Annotated in this window: 15 protein-coding genes and 2 pseudogenes; 13 read left to right on the top strand and 4 right to left on the bottom strand. The window is 61.9% G+C overall.

Annotated features, from left to right (window positions below; translation table 11 throughout):
- The first annotated feature begins 1 nt into the window (after nucleotide 1).
- From tagF to ACSFBM_RS33010, 3 genes are all read left to right on the top strand, one after another.
- Complete coding sequence (gene tagF, locus ACSFBM_RS33000) at nucleotides 2-715, top strand: type VI secretion system-associated protein TagF (protein ID WP_435488176.1); 714 nt, start codon at nucleotides 2-4, stop codon at nucleotides 713-715.
- A 49-nt stretch (nucleotides 716-764) separates the two neighbouring features.
- Nucleotides 765-2,780 carry a serine/threonine-protein kinase gene (locus tag ACSFBM_RS33005; RefSeq protein ID WP_435488153.1) on the top strand — a complete coding sequence of 672 codons (2,016 nt, stop codon included), beginning with the start codon at nucleotides 765-767 and terminating at the stop codon, nucleotides 2,778-2,780.
- Between the two features lie 129 nt (nucleotides 2,781-2,909).
- On the top strand, nucleotides 2,910-5,561 hold the full coding sequence (locus tag ACSFBM_RS33010) for a hypothetical protein (protein WP_435488154.1): 2,652 nt from the start codon (nucleotides 2,910-2,912) through the stop codon (nucleotides 5,559-5,561).
- Nucleotides 5,562-5,697: 136 nt separating this feature from the next.
- On the opposite strand, the pseudogene ACSFBM_RS33015 reads toward ACSFBM_RS33010, so the two are convergent.
- Nucleotides 5,698-6,384 (bottom strand): annotated as a pseudogene (locus ACSFBM_RS33015) (ATP-binding protein); the annotation flags it as partial.
- Nucleotides 6,385-7,293: 909 nt separating this feature from the next.
- Between ACSFBM_RS33015 and ACSFBM_RS33020 the strand changes: the two are divergent.
- The 7 genes from ACSFBM_RS33020 to ACSFBM_RS33050 all read left to right on the top strand — a co-directional run bounded on the left by ACSFBM_RS33020 (nucleotide 7,294) and on the right by ACSFBM_RS33050 (nucleotide 13,591).
- Nucleotides 7,294-7,677 (top strand): hypothetical protein, encoded by a 384-nt coding sequence (locus ACSFBM_RS33020; protein ID WP_435488155.1) that lies wholly within the window; start codon nucleotides 7,294-7,296, stop codon nucleotides 7,675-7,677.
- Between the two features lie 100 nt (nucleotides 7,678-7,777).
- Entirely contained in the window at nucleotides 7,778-9,508 is a 1,731-nt protein-coding gene (gene xseA, locus ACSFBM_RS33025) for an exodeoxyribonuclease VII large subunit (protein WP_435488156.1), read from the top strand.
- Between the two features lie 2 nt (nucleotides 9,509-9,510).
- Nucleotides 9,511-9,846, top strand: a complete 336-nt coding sequence (gene xseB / locus ACSFBM_RS33030; protein ID WP_435488157.1) for an exodeoxyribonuclease VII small subunit — start codon at nucleotides 9,511-9,513, stop codon at nucleotides 9,844-9,846.
- Between the two features lie 348 nt (nucleotides 9,847-10,194).
- The gene (locus ACSFBM_RS33035; RefSeq protein ID WP_435488158.1) at nucleotides 10,195-10,440 is read left to right on the top strand and encodes a hypothetical protein; all 246 of its coding nucleotides are present in this window, start codon (nucleotides 10,195-10,197) and stop codon (nucleotides 10,438-10,440) included.
- Nucleotides 10,437-11,249: a Hachiman antiphage defense system protein HamA gene (locus ACSFBM_RS33040; protein WP_435488159.1), complete on the top strand. Its 813-nt coding sequence runs from the start codon at nucleotides 10,437-10,439 to the stop codon at nucleotides 11,247-11,249. Before ACSFBM_RS33035 ends, ACSFBM_RS33040 begins: the two co-directional genes overlap by 4 nt.
- Nucleotides 11,250-12,114: 865 nt before the next feature.
- Nucleotides 12,115-12,834, top strand: coding sequence for a TniQ family protein (locus ACSFBM_RS33045; protein ID WP_435488160.1), 720 nt, complete (start codon nucleotides 12,115-12,117; stop codon nucleotides 12,832-12,834).
- A 454-nt stretch (nucleotides 12,835-13,288) separates the two neighbouring features.
- Entirely contained in the window at nucleotides 13,289-13,591 is a 303-nt protein-coding gene (locus ACSFBM_RS33050) for a putative quinol monooxygenase (protein ID WP_435488161.1), read from the top strand.
- 474 nt (nucleotides 13,592-14,065) lie between these two features.
- Here the strand turns inward: ACSFBM_RS33050 and cml are convergent, their stop codons facing one another.
- From cml to ACSFBM_RS33065, 3 genes and pseudogenes are all read right to left on the bottom strand, one after another.
- On the bottom strand, nucleotides 14,066-15,259 hold the full coding sequence (gene cml, locus ACSFBM_RS33055) for a CmlA/FloR family chloramphenicol efflux MFS transporter (RefSeq protein WP_435488162.1): 1,194 nt from the start codon (nucleotides 15,257-15,259) through the stop codon (nucleotides 14,066-14,068).
- 201 nt (nucleotides 15,260-15,460) lie between these two features.
- A pseudogene (gene tnpC / locus ACSFBM_RS33060) lies at nucleotides 15,461-16,324 on the bottom strand (IS66 family transposase); the annotation flags it as partial.
- Between the two features lie 71 nt (nucleotides 16,325-16,395).
- Nucleotides 16,396-16,539 carry a hypothetical protein gene (locus tag ACSFBM_RS33065; RefSeq protein WP_435488163.1) on the bottom strand — a complete coding sequence of 48 codons (144 nt, stop codon included), beginning with the start codon at nucleotides 16,537-16,539 and terminating at the stop codon, nucleotides 16,396-16,398.
- Nucleotides 16,540-16,910: 371 nt separating this feature from the next.
- Between ACSFBM_RS33065 and ACSFBM_RS33070 the strand changes: the two genes are divergently transcribed.
- The 3 genes from ACSFBM_RS33070 to ACSFBM_RS33080 all read left to right on the top strand — a co-directional run bounded on the left by ACSFBM_RS33070 (nucleotide 16,911) and on the right by ACSFBM_RS33080 (nucleotide 19,858).
- Nucleotides 16,911-18,173, top strand: a complete 1,263-nt coding sequence (locus ACSFBM_RS33070) for an HlyD family secretion protein (protein ID WP_435488164.1) — start codon at nucleotides 16,911-16,913, stop codon at nucleotides 18,171-18,173.
- 2 nt (nucleotides 18,174-18,175) lie between these two features.
- Nucleotides 18,176-19,300, top strand: a complete 1,125-nt coding sequence (locus tag ACSFBM_RS33075) for a JmjC domain-containing protein (RefSeq protein WP_435488165.1) — start codon at nucleotides 18,176-18,178, stop codon at nucleotides 19,298-19,300.
- Nucleotides 19,301-19,555: 255 nt separating this feature from the next.
- Complete coding sequence (locus tag ACSFBM_RS33080; protein WP_435488166.1) at nucleotides 19,556-19,858, top strand: hypothetical protein; 303 nt, start codon at nucleotides 19,556-19,558, stop codon at nucleotides 19,856-19,858.
- The last annotated feature ends 59 nt before the right edge of the window (nucleotides 19,859-19,917 follow it).

Raw genomic sequence — 19,917 nt, forward strand, 5'->3', positions numbered from 1 at the left:
CATGAACAGCGCCATGCCCCCGCAGGCCTGGGTCCCCGTCGACGAGCAGATCGGCTGGTACGGCAAGCTCCCGGGCGCCGGTGACTTTCTCTACCGCCGCATGCCGCGCGAGTTGCAGGCCTGGTGGGACCGCTGGATGCAGAACGGCCTGGGCAGCTTCAAGCGCTGGCCCGACGCCATGACGCGCCACTACGCCGTGGCACCCGTGTGGAACTTTGCGATCCCCGCCACGCAAGGGGTGGACGCCGTGCAGTTCGGCTGCCTCGCCCCCAGCTGCGACCGCGTGGGCCGTTACTACCCCGTGTGCGTCACGCTGCAGGTGGCCGCGCACAACTACCGGCCGTCCGTGCTCGAGGGCTCGGCCGCCTGGTACTGGCAGTGCGGCACCGCGCTGCTGCAGGCCATTCGCCACGGCGTGGCACCCGACCAGTTCGACGCGCAGGTGCTCGCCGCGGGCCGCGCCGGCTTTCACACCGCCAGCGGCGGCTCGGACGACATCCTGTCGATCCTCGGGCCTACAGCCGGTGGCGAGAGTGCCCAGCAGCGCCTGGGCTGGCCCGAGCTTCCACTGTGTTTCGACCCCTTCGGCAGCACCAGCTACTGGTGGACCAACCAGGCCGACGGGTCGCCGTTGCGCACCGCCGCCCATGGCGGGGGACTCAACACACCGCTGTTTTCGAAATTGTTTTCGCAGGGGCATGTGCCATGGGCATGACGCGTCGAACGAGCCACAAGAGCCACGGCCCCGCAGGAGGAGGAAACGCATGACGACCACGAACGGCACAGGCGCAGGCACAGGCCTGGGCAGTCCGCCGGCCGACCCGCAGGAACGCCCGCACCCGCTGGGCGTGGGCCATCGGCTCGACGAGTTCGAACTGCTCGAGGTGATCGGCGAAGGCGGCTTCGGCATCGTCTACCGGGCCTACGACCACTCGCTGCTGCGCGAGGTGGCCATCAAGGAGTACATGCCCTCGATGCTCGCGCGCCGCGTGGGCGACAACAGCGTGCACGTGCGCTCCGAGCGGCTCACCGCCACCTTCGAGGCCGGCCTGCGCAGCTTCATCAACGAGGCGCGTACGCTCGCGCAGTTCAGCCACCCGGCGCTGGTGCGCGTGCATCGCTTCTGGGAGTCGAACTCCACCGCCTACATGGCGATCCAGCTCTACAAGGGCCGCACGCTGCGCCGCCTGGCCGAGGAAGACCCGGGCAAGGTCACCGAGACCTGGCTGCTGGGCATGCTCGGGCCGCTGCTGGGCGCGCTCGAGACGCTGCACCGCAGCCAGTGCTTCCACCGCGACATCGCGCCCGACAACATCTTCATCCAGCATGACGACCTGCCGGTGCTGCTCGACTTCGGCGCCGCACGCAAGTCGATTGCCGACATGGTCGACGAGGTGGCCGTGATGGTGAAGTCGGGCTACTCGCCCATCGAGCAGTACGCCGACGACAACACGCTGCTGCAAGGCCCGTGGACCGACCTGTATGCGCTGGGTGCCGTGCTGTACCGCGCGGTCACCGGCAACCCGCCGCCTTCGGCCGTGGTGCGCAGCGTGCAGGACGCCTACGTGCCGCTGTCGTCGATGGGCCGTGCCGACCTGAGCCCGGCCTTCTGCGCAGCGGTCGACCACACGCTGGCCGTGCACAGCAAGGACCGCACGCAGACCGTGGCGGCGTTCGCCGCCGAGCTGGGGCTGCTGAAGCTCGGCGACATCTACGTGAACGGCATGGCCGCGCCGACGGTGATCATTGCCGCCGCGCCCGTGCCGGCCGCGCCGCCGCCGCCGGAGCTGGCGCCGCACCAGTTCGCGCCTGCGTCGGCACCGGTGCCGCTGGAGCCGACCGGCGCGCCCAGCTTCGCGACGCCGCCGGTCGCGGCGGCCGAGCCCGTGATGGTCAAGGCCGCGAACCCCGTAAAGGCTGCAGCAGCCGCTTCGCGACCGGCGTCACCGGCACCGAAGAAGAAGTCGTCGGGCAAGTCGTCTGGCAAATCGTCGGGCAAGTCGTGGCTGCTGGTCGGCGGCCTGGTGGTGGCGCTGGTGGCGGTCGGCAGCTGGATCGGCCTGCGCCTGACCACGACCAAGCAGGACACCTCGACCGCGATGGTGCCGGTGCCGCCGCCGGGCGCGCCGATGTCGAACACCGCGTCGCCGCCGGCCGCCATGCCTGCGGGCACGGCCGCCACGCCAACCGCGACCGACGGCGTGCCCGTGGCCGGTGGCGGCGCGGTGGCCGGCGCAACGCCTCCCGCCGCGCCCGCCAGCGCCCCCGCGGCGTCCACCGGCCCGCTGACCCCGCTGGACAACGTGCCGGTCAACCCGCCGCCGACGACCATCCCCCCCGAAGCCGCGCTTGCCACGGCCGAGACCGAGGACTGGAACCTGGCCCAGGCCGAGAACACGCGCGAAGGCTACGAGGCCTACCTGCGGCGCTACCGCCGCGGCCTGCATGCGCGCGAGGCCCGCAACGCGATCGCCGAGATCAACCGCGTGTCGCCGCCCACCGTGACCGCCGATGCCGGGGCGTTGCCTGTGACCCCCGTGGCGGGTACTGCGCCTGCCGCACCGCCGGGCATGGGCCGTGTGAACTTCAACATCCGCCCGTGGGGCCAGGTGTTCGTCGACGGCGCGGACCGGGGCGTGAGCCCGCCGCTCAAGTCGCTGCCGCTGCGCCCGGGCATCTACAACATCGAGGTGCGCAACGGCGACCTCGAGGTGTTCCGCCAGCGCGTGACGGTGCAGGACAGCAAGTCGGCGCCCGTGGTCGCGCACGAGTTCAAGTAGGCGCGGGGCGCCGCATCCAGCGGCCGCCGGTCGCCGCTAGGCCGTAGGCGGTAGGCCGCCTCCTGCGTTTGCGGGATGGCGCTGTCTCGCGCCGCGGCAGAACAATGCGTCTCCCCGCAGGAGCACGCCATGAGCGCACCGCTTGAATCGCCACCGCCCGGCACGCCACGCGCCGAGCGCGTGGCTGTCATCGCCGAGCGCGCTGAGCGCGTGGCCGTCGTCGCCAAGCGCGCCGAGCGCGTCGCCGTCATCGCCATCCACGGCGTGGCGGACCAGAAGGCCGGCGACACGGCGCGCGCGATCGCATCGCTCATGGTCAATGCAGGCGGCCCGCGGGCGCGCTACAGCCGTGGTGATTGCGACAGCTACATCGTGGCCGTGCCGCCGCTGCTGTCGATGGTGGAAAGCGGCTCCCACGGCGAAGGCGCGGCGCGCAAGCGCATGGCGCCGCGGGACCCTGCGTCCGGCGATGCCGCCGCGAAGAAGCCGCAGGCGTCGTCGCTCGGCAAGGCCCTGCGCCAGTCGGTGCGCTCGGACTTCCTGCGCGAGAACTGGAGCACCGGCCCGACGACGGCGACGGTGACGGCGCCCGCCGCAGATGCGGGAACCGCGCCGGCCATGGCGGCCACCGCCGCAGCCAAGCCCGACAAGCCGCAGTCCGCCCCCGCGCGCCTCATGGCCGCGGACGCCGGCATCGCTTTCAGCGACTACCTGCTGTTCAAGTGGCAAGGCGCCGGCAAGGAAGCCTACGAGGCCACGCGCATCCGCATGGTCCGGCAGGAAGCGGCCACCGGCACGGCGCAGCATGTGGACGTGCACGAGATGTACTGGGCCGACCTGTCGCGCCTGTCGGGCGTGCTGCCGCGCATCGTCACCGAACTCTTCACCATGGTGTTCCGCCTGTCGCAGCTGGGGCGCGACGCGGTCGACCGCGCGGGGCTCTACGCCGCACGGCACAAGACGCCCGGTGCCTTTGCGTGGGACTGGCTCGCCAAGCTGCAGATGGCGCTGGACTGGGCGTTTTCCGGCGTGCTGGCCAACCTGTTCCTGCAGTTGCTGCTGGCCGGCCTGGTGATCGCCGGGCTGGGCCTGGCCGCGCCGCACGCGGGTGCGCTGCACATCGTGCTGGCGCTGCTGCTGCCGGCGCTGGCGGCGTGGTGGTATTGCTACCTGCATGGGGTGCGGCCGGTGAAGCGTGGCGGGGCGCTGGTGCTGGCGGTGGGGGCCGCGGTGCTGCTGTGCCTCGTGCCGGCGCCGTGGACGCACTGGCTCATCGGGCTGACCTGGCTGGCGCTGCTGGGCGTGCTTTTCAACTACGGCCTGCGCGTGGCCGACAGCCGCTTTCCCGCGATGCGCGCGGCGGGCCTCGTGTTTCTGGCCGCGATGGCGGCGACGCTGCTGGTGCATGTGGCCATGGCGTCCTTCGCCGCGAACGGCGCGGCCGACCTGCACGCCTGGGTGCAGGCCGGCCTGCGCACGGTCGAGTACCTGCTGCTGGGCATCGTGTGCTGGTGGCTGCTGGCGGGCGGCCTGCTCATCGCATGGGCGGTGTTCGGCCAGCTCGCGGCGCGCGACGGCCCGGCCGAGCGGGCCAGCGTGGCCACCGGGCGGCTCGGCTTGCTGGTGTCGATTGCCTCGTTCGTGACGCTGGCAATGGCCATCTGGGCGCTGGTGACCACCTTCGTGGAGTTCGGCGCGGCCCGCACCGACTACGAGCCGCTGATCTTCACGAGCGGGCAGCTCTGCTTTCTGGACGGCGCGACCTTTCTGCACCTGCGCTACCTGCGCAGCACCGAGACCTTCGCGCTGGCGGCCGGGCTGACGCTGGTGCTGGCGCTGTATCTCGTGGTGGTGCTGGCGCCCAGCGTGCTCGCGGAAGTCAGGAAGACCGTGGGCACCTCGTTCACACTGGGCCGCTGGCTCACCGGCGGTTACCGGCGGCTCGACGGCTTCGTGACCGGGCTGACCTTCGCCAGCGTGCTCGTGGCCTGCGGCGTGGGCCTGCTGCTGGCGCTGGCGCGGCTCGATGTGCCGGCCGACAGCTGGATCGGCGCTGTCGTGCGCAGCGTGGACACCCTCACCGGCCGCATCGGGGAGGTGTCGGAGTTCGTGCTCAAGCCGCTGGTGCTCACCGCCGCCACCGCGGCCGCTGCGCTGTCGGCCTTCGGCGGGGTGCTGTCGCGCTATGTGCCGTGGCTGCGCCTTCCGCTGGACGTGGCGCTGGACGTCGACAACCACTTCCGCGAGTTTCCGCGCCACGCCATTCCGCGCGCGCGCATCTTCTCGCGCTACGTCGCGCTGCTGGAGAGCATCGCGGCGCAGGGCTACGACCGCGTGGTGATCGTGGCGCACAGCCAGGGCACGGTGATCTCGGCGGAGTTGCTGCGCTACCTGCAGCACCGCGCGCGCTGGCTCGCGCAGTCCTGCCCCGAGGACCGTGTGGTGAAGCTGTGGTCGAAGCTGGAGGGCCGGGTCGACCTGCTCACCGCGGGATGCCCGCTGCGCCAGCTCTATGCGGCGCGTTTTCCGCGCCTGTACGAATGGGTGCTGACGGCCGAGGCGAGCGACGTCGGCGTGCAGCGCTGGGTCAACGCCTATGCCACGGGCGACTACGTGGGCCGGTGGCTGTGGGCCGATCCGCCGCTGTACAAGCCCTCGCCGCCGGTGACCCTGATGACCGCGGCCGAACACGACGTGTGCCTGGGCAGCGGCGCGCACACGCACTACTTCGACCAGGAGCAGGTGCTGGTGGCGCGCTGGATCGATGCGCTGGTGCGTTGACAAGGTATGAATAAACCTGCTGCGCGCCCCGATCTCGCACCTGCGGTCCTCACCGTACAGCGTACGGCTCCGGTCCTCGGCGCAAGCTCGGGGCGCTCGCGACGGTTTCTTCACACCTCGTGAGGCCGCGGCGTTCTCAGGCCGGGCCGCGGCTCAGCGCCCGGCGGTACTGCACCGCTTCGGCCACGTGCGCGGCCTGCACCGTGCCGGCCCCCGCCAGGTCGGCGATCGTGCGCGCCACCTTCAGCGCCCGGTGCGTGCTGCGCGCCGACCAGCCGAGCTTGCTGGCGGCGTTGAACATGAACTGGCGCGCGGCGTCGTCGAGCGCTGCATGCCGGTCGATGGCGCTGCCCTGCAGCGCCTGGTTGGCATGGCCCTGGCGCTGCATGGCGCGTTCACGCGCGGCGACCACGCGCGCGCGGATGCTGTCTGTCGACTCGCCCGGTGGCGCGTCGAGCAGCAGCTGCGCCGACACCGCGGGCACCTCGATGTGCAGGTCGATGCGGTCCAGCAACGGGCCGCTGAGCTTGCCCTGGTAGCGGGCGACCTGCGCCGGCGTGCAGTGGCAGGCCTTCAGCGAGGAGCCCAGGTAGCCGCAAGGGCAGGGATTCATGGCGGCGATCAGCTGGAAGCGCGCGGGAAACTCGGCACTTCGCGCGGCGCGCGAGATGGTGATGGTGCCGGTCTCCAGCGGCTCGCGCAGGGCTTCGAGGGCGGAGCGAGCGAATTCGGGGAATTCGTCGAGGAAGAGCACGCCGTGATGCGCTCTGGAAATCTCACCGGGCCGCGGCGGAGAGCCGCTGGTCAACAAGACGCTAGTTGAGAAAATTGTGCATGCTATTTGAGAATTTCACCCCCGCCCGGCGTTACAGGCGATGCCCTTCGCAAACCGACTGACCAGGGTTGTCTAGTTGAACGAACTCATCTCAAACTACTCGGACTGTTTGGGTCGAGGTATATGAAACCGGGTGGTGGTCCCGCGTTTGCGCGCACGAGTCCGTGGTGACCCTGAGGCGGGATAGAACGTTGCGGGAACGGTTCGCTATGCGCAAATGTGGTCAGTCATTGTTGAGACGTTCGGGGCGGGCCCTCGTTGGAAGGGCAGGGTGCAATGTCTGGCGGGAGTTCAAGTATGAGTACCCAGCGACTCGCGCTTTCTGCATTGCTGAAGCGACTCGTTTCGGGCGGCACATCTTCGGACACGACGCGATGCTCATCCTGATCCCAGTACGAGCGGGTCCATCCCGCCGATTTCTCCCAGACTTGGTAGCCCGACGAAGTCACGCCATCTCGGTCTGTAAGCAGTGGCTTCCGCTCGCATGTAGCCATGGCTCGCAAAAGAGCGGATGACAGACCTTGGCCGCGGAGCTTCGGAAACACCCAGGCTCGGTCCATTTCTAGGGCGGGGCGCTCATTTGGAAGTTCTATTTCTTCAGCGATTCGGTAAGCAAAAATCCGCGAGACTTCCCCTTCCAAGGTGCCCACCCAAAAGGCTACGAATCCCGGCTTTTGATTTACTGACGATCGCCAAATCGGCACGTCTGCCCCGAATACAGAGACACTGCCAACAGTCTCGGCTCCCTTCGTAACTATTGCCGCGGCGGCGGCTTCCATTTCGCATTCAGGAAAGTCGGTACGATGAGTAACCACTGGAACTCCGGATTAGAGGGCGGCCATGGGAAAACCGCCCACCGCGCTATATTGCATTGACTTCATGAGAAAGGATTCAACAGTGAAGTATCGACTGGATGGGATTTTGAAGAGAACGAAAGGGATGGATGGTGAGGTCTATCTTCGTCTCTGCATAGAAAGAAAAGAAGCACCGGAGCTGCTGTCAGATTTTTGCCATGGCACCGGAGAGATCCAGAGTGGCTATGCCGGGCAAAATGCAAAATTCAAGATTGAACCAGATGACGATCATCGCGTTGTACTCGTGAAATTCGAGGACGGAGGATCCGCGCGACTGTCTTCAGAGTCGGAGCGAAGCGGAGATCCAAACAGGCCATGGCGTGCGATGCCATTGAAACAGGGCCGAATGCTTAGCCTCCGTCTTGGTGATTACGATCATCATCCCTCGGATGACTATGAAATCTCCAGAATCTATGCAATTGCATAGTCCTTATCGCTGATCTAACGGCGCGCAGGCACTCTAGTTCGTTGATCAGGTTAGCAAGCTCGGCTGCACCGTCGTGCGAAATGCCGTATGAATACGCACCATGTCCCGCCAGTACCTCAACGTCCCCTACCGCTCCAAGGATGCCGCGAAGGCGCTCGGCGCGCGCTTCGACGGCACGGTCAAGCGCTGGTACGTCGAGGCCGGCATCGACTTGGTCGCGTTCGGTGCCTGGGTGCCCGGCACTGCTTCGGCTGGTAGCGGTTTCACGGACGTCGCGCTCGCGGACATAGCGGCGGCCGGCATGGCCACCGTCAAGAAGGGCATCTCGCTCTCTCGCCTGCTCAACGGCGTCGAGGCCGCGGTGGCCCAAGCCTTCGCCAGCGGCGTCTGGACATTGGTCGAGGTCAACGAAGCCAGTGTGCGCAACGGCCATGTCTATCTGGAGCTTTCCGAGCGCGACAGCGCCGGCCAACCGATCGCCAGGGCACGAGCCATGATCTGGGCCGGCACGGCCTCTCGCATTCTCCCTGACTTCGAAAAAGCCACAGGCGCCGTAATCGCCGCCGGCATCAAGCTTCTGGTGCGAGCGAAGCCGATTTTCAAGGCCCAGTACGGCCTCAGCCTCGAGATCGATGCCATCGATTCCGAGTACACCCTCGGTGACCTCGAAGCCCGAAAGAAGGAAATCCGGGCCCGGCTGCAGCAGGAAGGTGTGTTTGATCGCAATCGTCGACTTTCGCCGCCTTGGGACTACCGCATCGTTCTGGTCGTCGCGCCGCAGGAAGCCGCTGGCCTGGGAGACTTCAGGAAAGAGGCCGAACGACTAGAGCGATTCGGTATCTGCCGCTTCATCTATGCACACAGCCGCTTCCAGGGCGAGGGCGCGGCACGCGAGGTGGTCGCGGCCGCGTCGACCGCGCTGCGAGAGCTGGGAGAAGCCGAGCGTCCAGACGCGATCGTTGTCATTCGCGGCGGCGGTGCAGTGAATGACCTTGCATGGCTGAACGACTACGAGCTCGCCCGCTTCATCTGTGACCAGGACATCCCGGTCCTCACTGGCATCGGCCATGAGCGCGACAGTACGTTGCCCGATGAAGTGGCTCATACCCGCTTCGACACGCCCAGCAAGGTTATCGGTGGCATCGAGCAGCAGATCTCGCGCCGCGTACGCGAAGCCCGTACAGCTTGGGATGCGATCCTTGCGGCTGGTACGCAAAGCGCTCGCACCATCCAACTCGCCGTAGAGCGCAGCGAAGCGGCAATCCGGGCTGATGCCCGTGAGCATCTGGCGCGCGCGAAACAGGAAAGTTTGGCAACCCTGAACACGATCGCGGTCGGCGCGGTGAGGCGCGTCCATGACGCCTCCGCGCAAAGCCTGGCGTTGGTGAACGAGGTGCGCGCCGATGCGATGCAAGCTGTCGCAACGGCCAAGCAGGAGGTGCCGGTCTTGATGACCGCTATTCGCATTGATGCGCTCTCGAACATCGGCGAGGCAAGGTCGGCCACAGGTCTTGCCCTCAACACCGTCATCGATCGCACGGCTGCGGCCACTAGGACAGCAGCGCAGGCTCTGGACAACCGTCTGCAACGGGTCGCGGAACGCGCTGCAGGCGTTTTGCAGCAGGCCCGCAGCAATGCCCAGGCGCTGATGCGCGAGGTGACAGGACAAGGTCCCGAAAAAACATTGACACGTGGTTTCGCGATCGTGCGCACCGGTGAGGGAAGACCGGTGACCTCGAGCGAGCAAGCCCAGAATTCATCAACGCTCAATATTCAGTTCAGGGACGGGTCGACCGAAGTGCAAACCATCCCTGCCGAAGGAAGGAAATGACCATGGCCCAGAGAAGCTTCAAAGACGCCTATGGGGTCCTGCAGAAGCATGCAGAGACCCTGCGTGATCAGGACGAACCTAATATCGATGACCTGTTGACGATCGTCACGGAGTCAGTCGACGCGTACAAGGTCTGCAAGGAGCGCATTGATGCGGTCGAAGCGGCACTCAAGGCTGCGTTGGATGGAACAGGCGTTGGGGCAGCGACGCCAGGCAGCGCCGCGACCGAGAGGGCTGCAGATGCGCCTGCGACGAGGACGGCTTCCAGCGCTCGTCCGGGGCGAGCGGCCCCTCCTCCTTCAGGATTTGAGTCCGGCGACGACGACATCCCGTTCTAGCTGCCACTGGAAACAGCGACGGTAGTAAAGAGGTCCAGTGACGAGTTTGAAACTTGTCTATGACCGCGTGCGGTGGTAACTGTCGCACGGTGGACGGGAATCCAGGGCAGGATCCTCCCTCGGGCGTGGTCAGATGGGTGCTGAAGTTGAACAATACGGCTGCGACGCCAGTAACTCAGTGATGGTCTGAGACAAGTTTGTGGTGTCGTGCCCGACCGTGAAGGTGTTGGTGAGTGCTGCCAGTTGAGCGGCAAGCCGGAAGCCTGAAGGGGATTTACGAACCTCTTGGCCAGGCTGGGTGTCAATCACCGTGCGACCGACGGCGGCGTCTACGGCGTCCAACACCACTTGACCACCAGTTATCTTGAACTCGTCCAGAAACGCGGTGACATGGCGGAGCTACCTGCGCAGCCGGCCTTAGATCGCCGACGCATGCGACACTGGCAGCACGGCAAGGAGGAGAACATGATTGAACGGCCTAGATGTCGGCTGCTGCGGATTGATATTCTCGAGGAGGAAATAAAAATCGACGGCGGCTTGCTCTTCTGCTCGACAGAGAGATGCCTCGGCTATTCGCTAGAGGTAGAGGCATGAGCGACGACATCGGCTTGTCGTTCGCCGCTACGGCGTCGTGGTTTCCGACAGAACCACAACCGAAACACGTATTCATTCGCATAACGCAGGCTCAAGCGAAGGCTTGGCCGGGGACCCTTGGACTTGCATTGAGGCGGTGCTACCTAAGCGACAGCGTTGTGAACGCAAAGGCAAAGGAACACACGTTGCTGCATACAACAGTCATTGCTGCAGGGTTGCCGGATCCGGGTTCGACAATGGCAGGTGACTTTGGCGAGATCCTCGTGTATTTTTATCAAGGCGCTGGTGCCCTCCCAGAAGCCGCAATCGGTCTCAAAAAGTGGCGCCTCAAGCAAGACCGAACCAAGCCGGCTCCGTATTCAGACGTAGTGCATTTGGTCTTGCCCAGCTGGCCTTCTGCGTCCCCCAATGACGCGGTGCTCTGTTCCGAAGTCAAGACGAAGTCGACGACAGGAGCTTCTGAGCCAATCAAGAGCTCAATCGAGGACTGTGAGAAGGATCGCACTAGCAGGCTGGCAGGTACTTTGCTCTGGCTTCGAGACCGAGCGATTACCGGATCGGCTGAAGGCGCCACGGTCGCGCAGTTGAATCGTTTCATCCACTCCGCGGGGTTGCCTCAAGCGACCAAGCGGTTCCAGGCCGTTGCTGTCGTTTGCGAATCCCTCGTGGCCGCCGAGGTGAAAGCTGCGCCGGCTCAGCTTTCACCTGACTACACACTGGTTGTAATCGCCGTGCCTGACCTAAAAGGTACCTATACGGCGGTTTTTGACGCAGCGAAAAATGCTGTACCGCCTTTGGCGGGCGTCTAGAAAACGATTGTCTAGGGCGCTGCCATGAACGAGGACCTCGCACGATGGATCGCGGACGCGGATGCACTAAGGCACATCCAGCAGTTTCGGGTTCCGCAACTCACCATTGATCTTGCGCACATTCACAGGCGCGCGGATGACTACTACCTTTCGCTCGCAGGAGAGTTATTCACTCGAATGCACTACGGCTCAGAGGATGCCGACGGCTGGGCACGTTTGGGGAACGCGCTCGCTCTAGTGGCGGCACCTGGACAAGAAGCTGAGCTCAAGCGCGTTGGCATATCCCAATCCGAAGCAACGCTTTTTGCCGCTGCCGCGTTCTACTGCGGGGGCTTTCCAGCTTCAGCCTATCTGACAATTCGGGCCCGCCCGATCGAGTCGAGCGGATCTGAAAGCTATCTGGCTTGCACGGACCTACTGGCCCGTCCTGTTGCGATGAGGTCACGGCTGGGGCAGGCTCTTGTCGACGCAGTGGAACGCGGGGACATGAATCAGCTATCCGTCATGGAGGCACTTACCGCCGAGCAATCCTCGGATGCACTGGACCGAAGCCCGACGGAATGGATACCGGCAAGGTTGTTGGAGAAGCTCATTGACCGTTTCATCAGCACCAATGTTCGAGCTGTGCTTCCTTTCGGCAGCAACCCGTTATGGACACCTTTTGTCAAATCGCTACTGCACCGCCATACGCCAATCTGGGAGTTTTTTCCTTCCCAGATTGATGCAATCAAGCGCGGACTGATCGAAAGCGAGGAAACGTTCTCTCTACAGATGCCGACTAGCGCAGGAAAAACTGCGTTGCCTTGGCTCGCGCGGACGAAGAGATCGGATCCATTGCCGCCGGTGGCGACTGACCGATCCCATCGTGCTTGCTCATGGTCTTGGCGGCGACGTTCTGCCGTTGCATCCTCGAAGAAAGCCCGAAGAGCTACTGAGTTCGTGGCTTGTGCGATTAGCGCGGGCCAATCGAATCAAGGTCCATGCCTTGTGCGCTCGCCTCGGCGGGAACATGGCCCCTGTGTGGAACAGGGACATCGATCGCATGGCGCCGCCCTGGCTGATCGAACGGCTCTCCACTTTGACCGGTAGACCTCCCGAGGAGATTTACCAGACTACGTTGGCAGACCTCGCGGACAAGATCGACTCCGATCATCATCCGAATGGAAGCTCAACCTGGATCCTTCCGCTCGGGATCTGGCATCGCCAGCGATTGAAGTTCGGCCTTCAGTTCTGCCCGATCTGCCTGCGCATGGATGAAGACCCCTACATCCGACGGTCATGGCGCCTGGCGCTCTACACGGAGTGCGAGCATCACCACACGCTGCTGGTGGATCGCTGCCCGTCATGTAGCAAGCCGCATGTCTATTTCCGCGGCGAACTCGGCGATCGGAATGCTGTGAAGGCTCCCTCTATGGCCATCTGCAGCCATTGCAGGTTTGACCTTGGTTTTGCGCCGGTCGATCGGTTCGAGTGGCCCGATTGGCAGTCCGTTCCAACTGATGGACCACACCACAACCCTGCACACAACGCCGTGGGGGACGACGCAGCAGTTCGTTTAACCGACACGACACTGCCCATGCGATGACGTAGTTCGACCTCGTAGCGGTGTGCTTATCCGCGTGCGTGCCGATCACCGCGCGGTGCTTCCCGGCGCCAGTGGTGTGCCAGCACCTGTAACTCCGCTTCGGACAGCCCACTCGGGTCCATCATCGCGCCGAGCCATCGAGGTCTTCAGACACTGGCGCCAACCACTGGGCAACAGCCTTCGAGGGCAGCATCGCGCGCCTATGCGTGTCTCGCCAAAGATGCACGGCCACCGCCCTAGGTTCGCCCGGTCCACCGTGCGCCAGCGGGCGTTCAGCCGCTGCGCACATTCGGAAATCCATTGGGTTGCAGGCAACTCATACATGTTGCCATGATACTGTGAATAAATACAGTGATCGTCTACAATCCGGTAGTACTCTGCCGTAGGTGAAGATCGCCCGGCAACTGCACAGTGCCGCCGCAGATGGATCGCACGCAACGCAAAGGAAGAGCCCATGCTCAAGGTCATCGCAGAAGACTTCATCTATACGGATCGCCTTGAGGAAGTCATTCCGCTCTACCGCGAACTGGTCGAGAAGACGAAACTGGAACCGCTGTGCATTGCCTACGATCTGTTCGTAGACCAGAAAGACCCCGGACACTTCGTCTTCATCGAAGAATGGCCCGACCAGGCCGCCTTGGATGCGCACTGCCAAAGCGAGCACTTCCGACGCCTGGTGCCCCTGATCAATGCGCATCAGAGGAAGGAATGCGCTTTCATTCTGATGAACGCTTTTGGCGCAGCCAACACCAAATAGGCCCCGCGCCTGCTTTGGACACGACGCTTATGCCCGCCTCACAAGATTCGCCTGGACCATCGCTCATGACGACACTCCTCGATGACATCTACCTAACGGGGCCAAATGAGCCTGTTGGCGTTTTGTCATGGGGCAAGTCAGGGACCGACGCAGTGCAGCGGATTGCCGGTAGCGCGAAACTCATCTGACGAACTGCATGACGAGTTCGGCAGTCCGTTCCAACTGCTGGACCACACCATAACCCTGCACACAATGCCGTGGGGACGACGCAGCAGTTCGTTTACTGCTATTGCAGACGTGAGCACTGAGTCACAGCGATTGGGCCGTCGGTCAACTTGACCGCGTCAGGATCGAAGTGACGGCGAATCATGGCCGTTCGAATCAGCTAGTCGCGTTGGGCTTGTTGCGGAGTGGGTCAGTTGTCATGACCTACAGTTTTCTAGGCCACGCTGGCGGCGCAGATTGGTGCGAGGTCTAGCGCCTCACCAATCGGTCGATTGCAATCGCAAGGATAGTTACGACTACCAATGTCAGGCAGTACGCTATCAACGGCCACGCGCTATCGCCGGGAAGCGCCACGATCACTGTCGTGCCCAAGCCACCAACGATCAGGCTTTGAATGCAGTAGTAGAGCGCCACGGCTGTGCCGGCGGCGTTACTGAAATCCTGTAACGCGCCATTGGCGGTGACCGATACCACGAGCACCATGCCGACGGCGATCAGCCACATTGGAAGTACAAACGTCAGAACGGAGGGCTCAGTCGCAAGAGCGCATCCGGCTAGGACGCAGGCGCCAATCAGAATGACGAACAACCCTCGTATGAGGCTGCCTTCAATTCCCCAGCGCGACACGAAAATTCTCGCGAAGCGCGTCGTTACGATCATGACGAAAGCAACCGTGGCGAAGATGGCGCTGAACGCTATTTGGGAGAGGCCCAGACGTTCAATCAAAACTCGCGGGGCGGTGGAGAAGAAGACGAAGAACGCTCCCATTGCCGTGCTGAAGCCGAGTGTGTAGATCCAGAAGGATGAGCTTCCAAGGATTGAGCAAAGGACGGGGCCTTCTCTACTTTTCAGGCGCGGACGTGTTTCGTGCCATCTAGGCAGCGCGTGGCCGAAGGCGAGCAATCCCAGGACGCCAAGCACCACGAAGATCGCCCGCCACCCAAATCCAACTGCGACGACCGCGCCGACGATGGGGCCGAGCGCAGGTACGAAGGCCAGCATTGAACCGAAGAGACTGTAGATCACGCTGCTCTCTGGGCTATCGGCGTAGACATCGCGGACAGTTGCGAAAGTCGCAACGAGCGTAGCCGATGCACCGAGCGCCTGCAGGACCCGCAGCGCGACGAATAGCGGCCCGTTACTGGTCATCGCCAGGGCGAAGGATGAGGCGGCAAAGAGAAATGCTCCACCCAAAACAACTGGTCGCCGGCCAATGCGATCAGACATAGGACCGAAGAGAATCTGTCCTAGACCGAGCACGATCATGTACACACTTAGCGTGAGCTGGACAATGGCGGGTGAAGTGCCAAGTGCCGCCGGCATCTCCGGAATGACCGGTAGATACACGTCCATGGCTAGCGAGGAGAGAAGATCGAAGGGGGCCATCAGCAAGAGCGCCGACGGCAGGGAATACGCCCAAAGGGGCGTCGATTTATTAGGCATGGCAAAACATCCGCACAGATGAAGAAATCTGGCGGCGATCTGCTTTTTTAGTGAATCACTGGATCAGCATGGATCGCCGCAACAACGACAAGGGTTGTTGCGGCTTAGCGATCTGCGGACTTACCGTCTCCCACGAGCTTGCCTTTGAGATTGAATCTAACGTTCAACTATAGCTTGTCGGACCCAGTCGAGCTAAAGGCGGTACGGGGTGTAGGCCCACAGATAGGCACGATGCGTCTTGCCCGTGCCGGGCTTAAACATTGCCACCGGGGTCTCGTCGGCATGCAGTACGCCGTGAGCGAGGATGGCGCCCCTGAGTGCGTCGACCAGGGGTTGCAGGCGTACGCCGCATGCGCCGACCCACGCACCAAACGTCGAGCGCGGGATGGCCAGGCCGGCACGCCCGAAGATCGTTGCCTAGCGGTACAGCGGCAGGTGGTCGGCGTACTTGGCCACCATCACCTGCGCCAGGAGGCCGGCGGTGGGGATGCCCTTGTCGATCACCTGAGCCGGCACCGGCGCTTGGATCAGCGTCTGGCACTTCGCGCACGCCCACTTGCCTCGCACATGCCGCTCGACGGTGAACACACCGGGAACGCAATCGAGCTTCTCAGCCACGTCTTCGCCGATGCGCTTGAGCGCGCAGCCGCACGTGCAGGTGGTCGACTCGGGTTCGTGGCGAACATCGACGCGCGGCAGGTCTGCCGGCAGCTGCATGCGACGCGGCTGTTGCTTGTCCTCGGTCTTGGGTGGCGGGCGAAGCTGCTTCAGCTCTTCTTCGATGGCCGCCAAGTCGGCGTCAAGCGTCTCTTCCAGAAGGCTGGCCTGTGCAGCGTCGAGCTTCTCGCTGCTCTTGCCGAAGCGCAGGCGCTTGTACTGTGCGAGCTCGTGGGTGAGTTGGTCGACCTTGGTGGACTTGAAGGTGACCTCGCGCGTGAGCGTCTCGATCGATCGGTCCTTGGCCTCGAGCAGGCTTTGCTGCTCAGTCAAGTCCTTGAGAAGCCGGAGGGTCACCTCGCGCAGTTGCTCTGCATCGAGGCCCTTCAGTTGTTCGGCATCCACCATAAGCACGGATGGTGCCGCCCGAGCGTGTGAATGTCATCGGCGTTTGCCGCAATTGCATGGCCGCCGTGCGATCACACCACGGTGATAACGCCTGCTGAACCTATGCGCTGCCAGGGCAACCCGAGCACGAGCGCGTCGAGTTGCTCACGCGTCATCACCAGCTGCGAGCCCAGGCTCTTGTCGAAGCGGCCCGCGGCCTTGGCGTTCGATGTCATCGGCTTGGGCACGAAGGCCGTGATGCCGTCGTCCTCGCAGGCCTTGAGTTCCGTGCTAGGGAAGTCCTAGGTGCTACGGGCGGCTGAAGAAAGGTGCTAACTCAATCGACGTGGGAAAGAAATGTTTTGGCAAGAGGTGCGTCGTCCAAGGCCGCTTGCCAAAACATCGTTTCGAATTGGCGACCGCGAAGTACTCATACAACTTTTGGCTAATAAAACTTTAATCTATACGGGTTTTTTCTCGATATATCAATGTACAAGCGTCCTTTGATTGGATAGAGTGTTAAAAAAAGCGTCAACTGCAGTGGCTGCGGTTTCAAGATCCTTGGTCCGACGCATAACTAATAACACAGTGAGTGAGGGCGGAAAAATTGAGCGCGGCGCAGTTCCTGTTTAGACAGGAAGTTATTAAAAAGCAGCTGAGGCAGCGCGACGGCCAGATTCATTTGAGCCGTGCGAATTACACATCAGTGCTCTTGTGTGCTGCACTGGCAATTGTAATTCCCGTAGTGGTGTTCATAGCATTTGGCTCTTACACCAAACGAACCGCTATTTCCGGCGTCACGTCGCCAGATCTGGGCCTGCTAAAAATAGTTCCTAATCCGCCAGGAACGATCGCCACAATTCACGTATTCGATGGCCATCTTGTCAAGAAGGGTCAGCTTCTTTACACGATTCGCGATGAAAGAAGAATGCGCGAGCGCATCGGGCAAAACCAGATCGACGAAAACCTTCGTCAGAACAGCGCGACCAAGAAAAAGACGATCACGGAGAATATTCAGCTCGCGAGAAGCGCATTGTCTCGACATGAATCGGATTACATGGCGAGGATTTCCAGCATCGAAAGCCAGTTTCAGTTCGGCAAGACAGAACTCGAAATAATCCGAGAGCGCCTTGCGAAGGCCAAGAGCGACGTGGCGAAATACGAACGCCTTGCGAAGAATCTATATGTGACGGACGACGCGGTCAAGGATCGCTTGGACGCCGTGGCCCTGCTCAGAACCCAGGAAGTATCCAATTACAGGCAAGCCCTGGAATTGCAGCGCATGCTGGCAACGGCCAAGCAGGAAAAAGAAGACGGTGTCTTCAAGTTCAAGACCCAGCTCAACGAGCTTTCTATTCAGTTGAATTCCGTCGAACGGGAGAACATAGAGGACGAGGTGCGCTCTGAGTATTCGATCGTGGCACCCGAAGACGGCGTCGTTTCGGCAACCGCCGCATATGTTGGGCAAGTCGTGGGTGGAAAACCCATTGCGATGCTGATGCCGGCCAGCGCCGAAATGCAAATTCACCTCTATGCGAATTCAAAGGCAGTCGGCTTCGTCAAGCCAGGCCAACTCGTAAAGCTCCGCTATCAGGCGTTTCCGTTCCAAAAGTACGGGCAATTCGAGGGCGTGGTCAAGAATATTTCGCTTGTCCCCATCGATGCGGGCGAACTTCCGATTGAGCAGCAAGCGACCCACGAGGACAAATATCGCCTTGTGGTTACTCCTGAAAAAAGGGAATTTCTCATAGATGGCGAAAAAAGGAGGCTAATTCCGGGAATGATGGTTGATGCAAATGTCTACCAGGAAACACGAAGACTGTATCAGTGGATGTTTGATCCTTTGAAAATAATATTTCACACGCTCTAAAAATGATTAATCTCGATATTTCAAGAGAAGAATTCAAGACCCATGTTGCCGGGAAGACCTTCAAATTCTTCCCGGCGTCCCACCGCGCTCGGCTCGGTTGGGCGGAGGTCGACCAAGCGCTGTTTTCCTGGGATCCGTCCGATAATTTTCTTAAGGTCGTCAAGGGTGGCGAAAACTTCACGCACAAGGTTGTCGAGTCCTTCCAAGACATTGGACGGACCCGGGCGCGCCTAGTCAAGGACCTGCTCTACGCCGAATTGGCCGACGGAGCGACGCTGTTGCTGAACAGACTTGACCTCAAAAATCAGACTGTCAACGAACTGACGTTTTCGCTGGGCCAGTTCTACGGCGAGCGGGCGATCAGCAATGGTTATGTCTCTTTCGGCGAGGAGCGAGCCTTCAACAAGCACTGGGACACACACGATGTCTTCGCTGTGCAATTGGCGGGTAGAAAGCACTGGAAAGTGTTTGAGCCGACCTTCAAGGACCCTCTGGTTCATCAGAAGAGCAAGCCTTTCATTAAGGACTGCCCGCCGACGCCGGTCTTCGAGAGAACGTTAGAGGCCGGTGACATCCTGTACATCCCCAGGGGATGGTGGCACGAAGTCCTCCCGGTCGATGGAGAACCGACATTTCACATCGCTGTGGGCATCCACGCCTCAAGAGTGCGCGACTACCTGTCTTGGTTGTGTTCGACCAAGTTGGACCAGCACCCGGTGTTCAGGCTCGCCCTGAACAACGCGGTCGACCAGGTGCCTGATGAGGATGCGGTCATCGAACAGTTGAATGCACTGCTGGTTGACCCGCAGAACATCGAGGAATTCAACCGCGAAATCAGGAATGCGGAGCGCACCAATAGCCCCTTCCAGTTAGAGCGGCTCGCGCTCAAGAAGGATGTCGGAACGGCCTTGCCCCCCGACGAGACGCTCAAGTTCAACAGCGTCTATCCCATGTACGCGGTTGGCCGGAAGACAGCAGTCAATGGATTCAACATCGAATTCGACCAACGGAGCTTTGATGCCGTTCAGGGCGTCATCGAGTCACGAAAGATGAGCGGCCATGAGGATTCGAATCTGATCATGAAATTGCTGCAGGCGGACGTCCTGTCTATCAGAAGGAGTATGTGATGAGAGGCGCTCATATTTTCTTTTTATTGATGTCGATTTTCGGTGTCGTCGCCTTTGTATTCCTAGCTTATTTCGTGGAAGCCTTCTCGGATTCAAGCGGCCGAATCGTGCTGGGTATTGCGATATTGGTGGTTATGGTTTTTGTTTATTATTTCGCAACTTCGAATGAGGAGAAATTAATAAGAATCAGTAAATTGACAACCGTCTCGGAACAAATCAAAAGTCTTTTTGGTAAATAACATTTAGGAGAAACCAATGAGAGAGCTAAGTGTGCTTGACATGGAGTTGGTGTCGGGCGGCATGAGTTACGGGGATGCGGTTGCGCTGGGTTCTGCCATCGGAGGAGGCATCGGACTGAGCGTTGCTGCGCAACTGGGCGTGAGCGCCGAAATGGGACTTGCACTGACGGGGTTAGCCGCTGGTACGGGCGCCGCACTAAGTGCCGCTGGTGTCGTTGGTTGGGCCATCGGGAATGGCCTGAATGAATACACGCCCATCCAGTCTTGGATTACGAACATCATCAATACGATGAACGGCGAGGACAGCGACGGATCTTAAGCTCCACGAAAAATAAAGAGTCCCGATCGCTACGGTTCAGGGTGGGTTAAGCCACCCTT

Origin of the sequence: Variovorax pasteuri (assembly GCF_051216435.1) — a bacterium.
GTDB lineage: Bacteria > Pseudomonadota > Gammaproteobacteria > Burkholderiales > Burkholderiaceae_C > Variovorax.

Bases quoted from the DNA above. Each gene is read 5' to 3' on its own strand.
- tagF (WP_435488176.1), top strand. From the start codon at position 2: ATGAACAGCGCCATGCCCCCGCAGGCCTGGGTCCCCGTCGACGAGCAG.
- ACSFBM_RS33005 (WP_435488153.1), top strand. From the start codon at position 765: ATGACGACCACGAACGGCACAGGCGCAGGCACAGGCCTGGGCAGTCCG.
- ACSFBM_RS33010 (WP_435488154.1), top strand. From the start codon at position 2,910: ATGAGCGCACCGCTTGAATCGCCACCGCCCGGCACGCCACGCGCCGAG.
- xseA (WP_435488156.1), top strand. From the start codon at position 7,778: ATGTCCCGCCAGTACCTCAACGTCCCCTACCGCTCCAAGGATGCCGCG.
- xseB (WP_435488157.1), top strand. From the start codon at position 9,511: ATGGCCCAGAGAAGCTTCAAAGACGCCTATGGGGTCCTGCAGAAGCAT.
- ACSFBM_RS33040 (WP_435488159.1), top strand. From the start codon at position 10,437: ATGAGCGACGACATCGGCTTGTCGTTCGCCGCTACGGCGTCGTGGTTT.
- ACSFBM_RS33050 (WP_435488161.1), top strand. From the start codon at position 13,289: ATGCTCAAGGTCATCGCAGAAGACTTCATCTATACGGATCGCCTTGAG.
- cml (WP_435488162.1), bottom strand. From the start codon at position 15,259: ATGCCTAATAAATCGACGCCCCTTTGGGCGTATTCCCTGCCGTCGGCG.
- ACSFBM_RS33065 (WP_435488163.1), bottom strand. From the start codon at position 16,539: ATGACATCGAACGCCAAGGCCGCGGGCCGCTTCGACAAGAGCCTGGGC.
- ACSFBM_RS33075 (WP_435488165.1), top strand. From the start codon at position 18,176: ATGATTAATCTCGATATTTCAAGAGAAGAATTCAAGACCCATGTTGCC.
- ACSFBM_RS33080 (WP_435488166.1), top strand. From the start codon at position 19,556: ATGAGAGAGCTAAGTGTGCTTGACATGGAGTTGGTGTCGGGCGGCATG.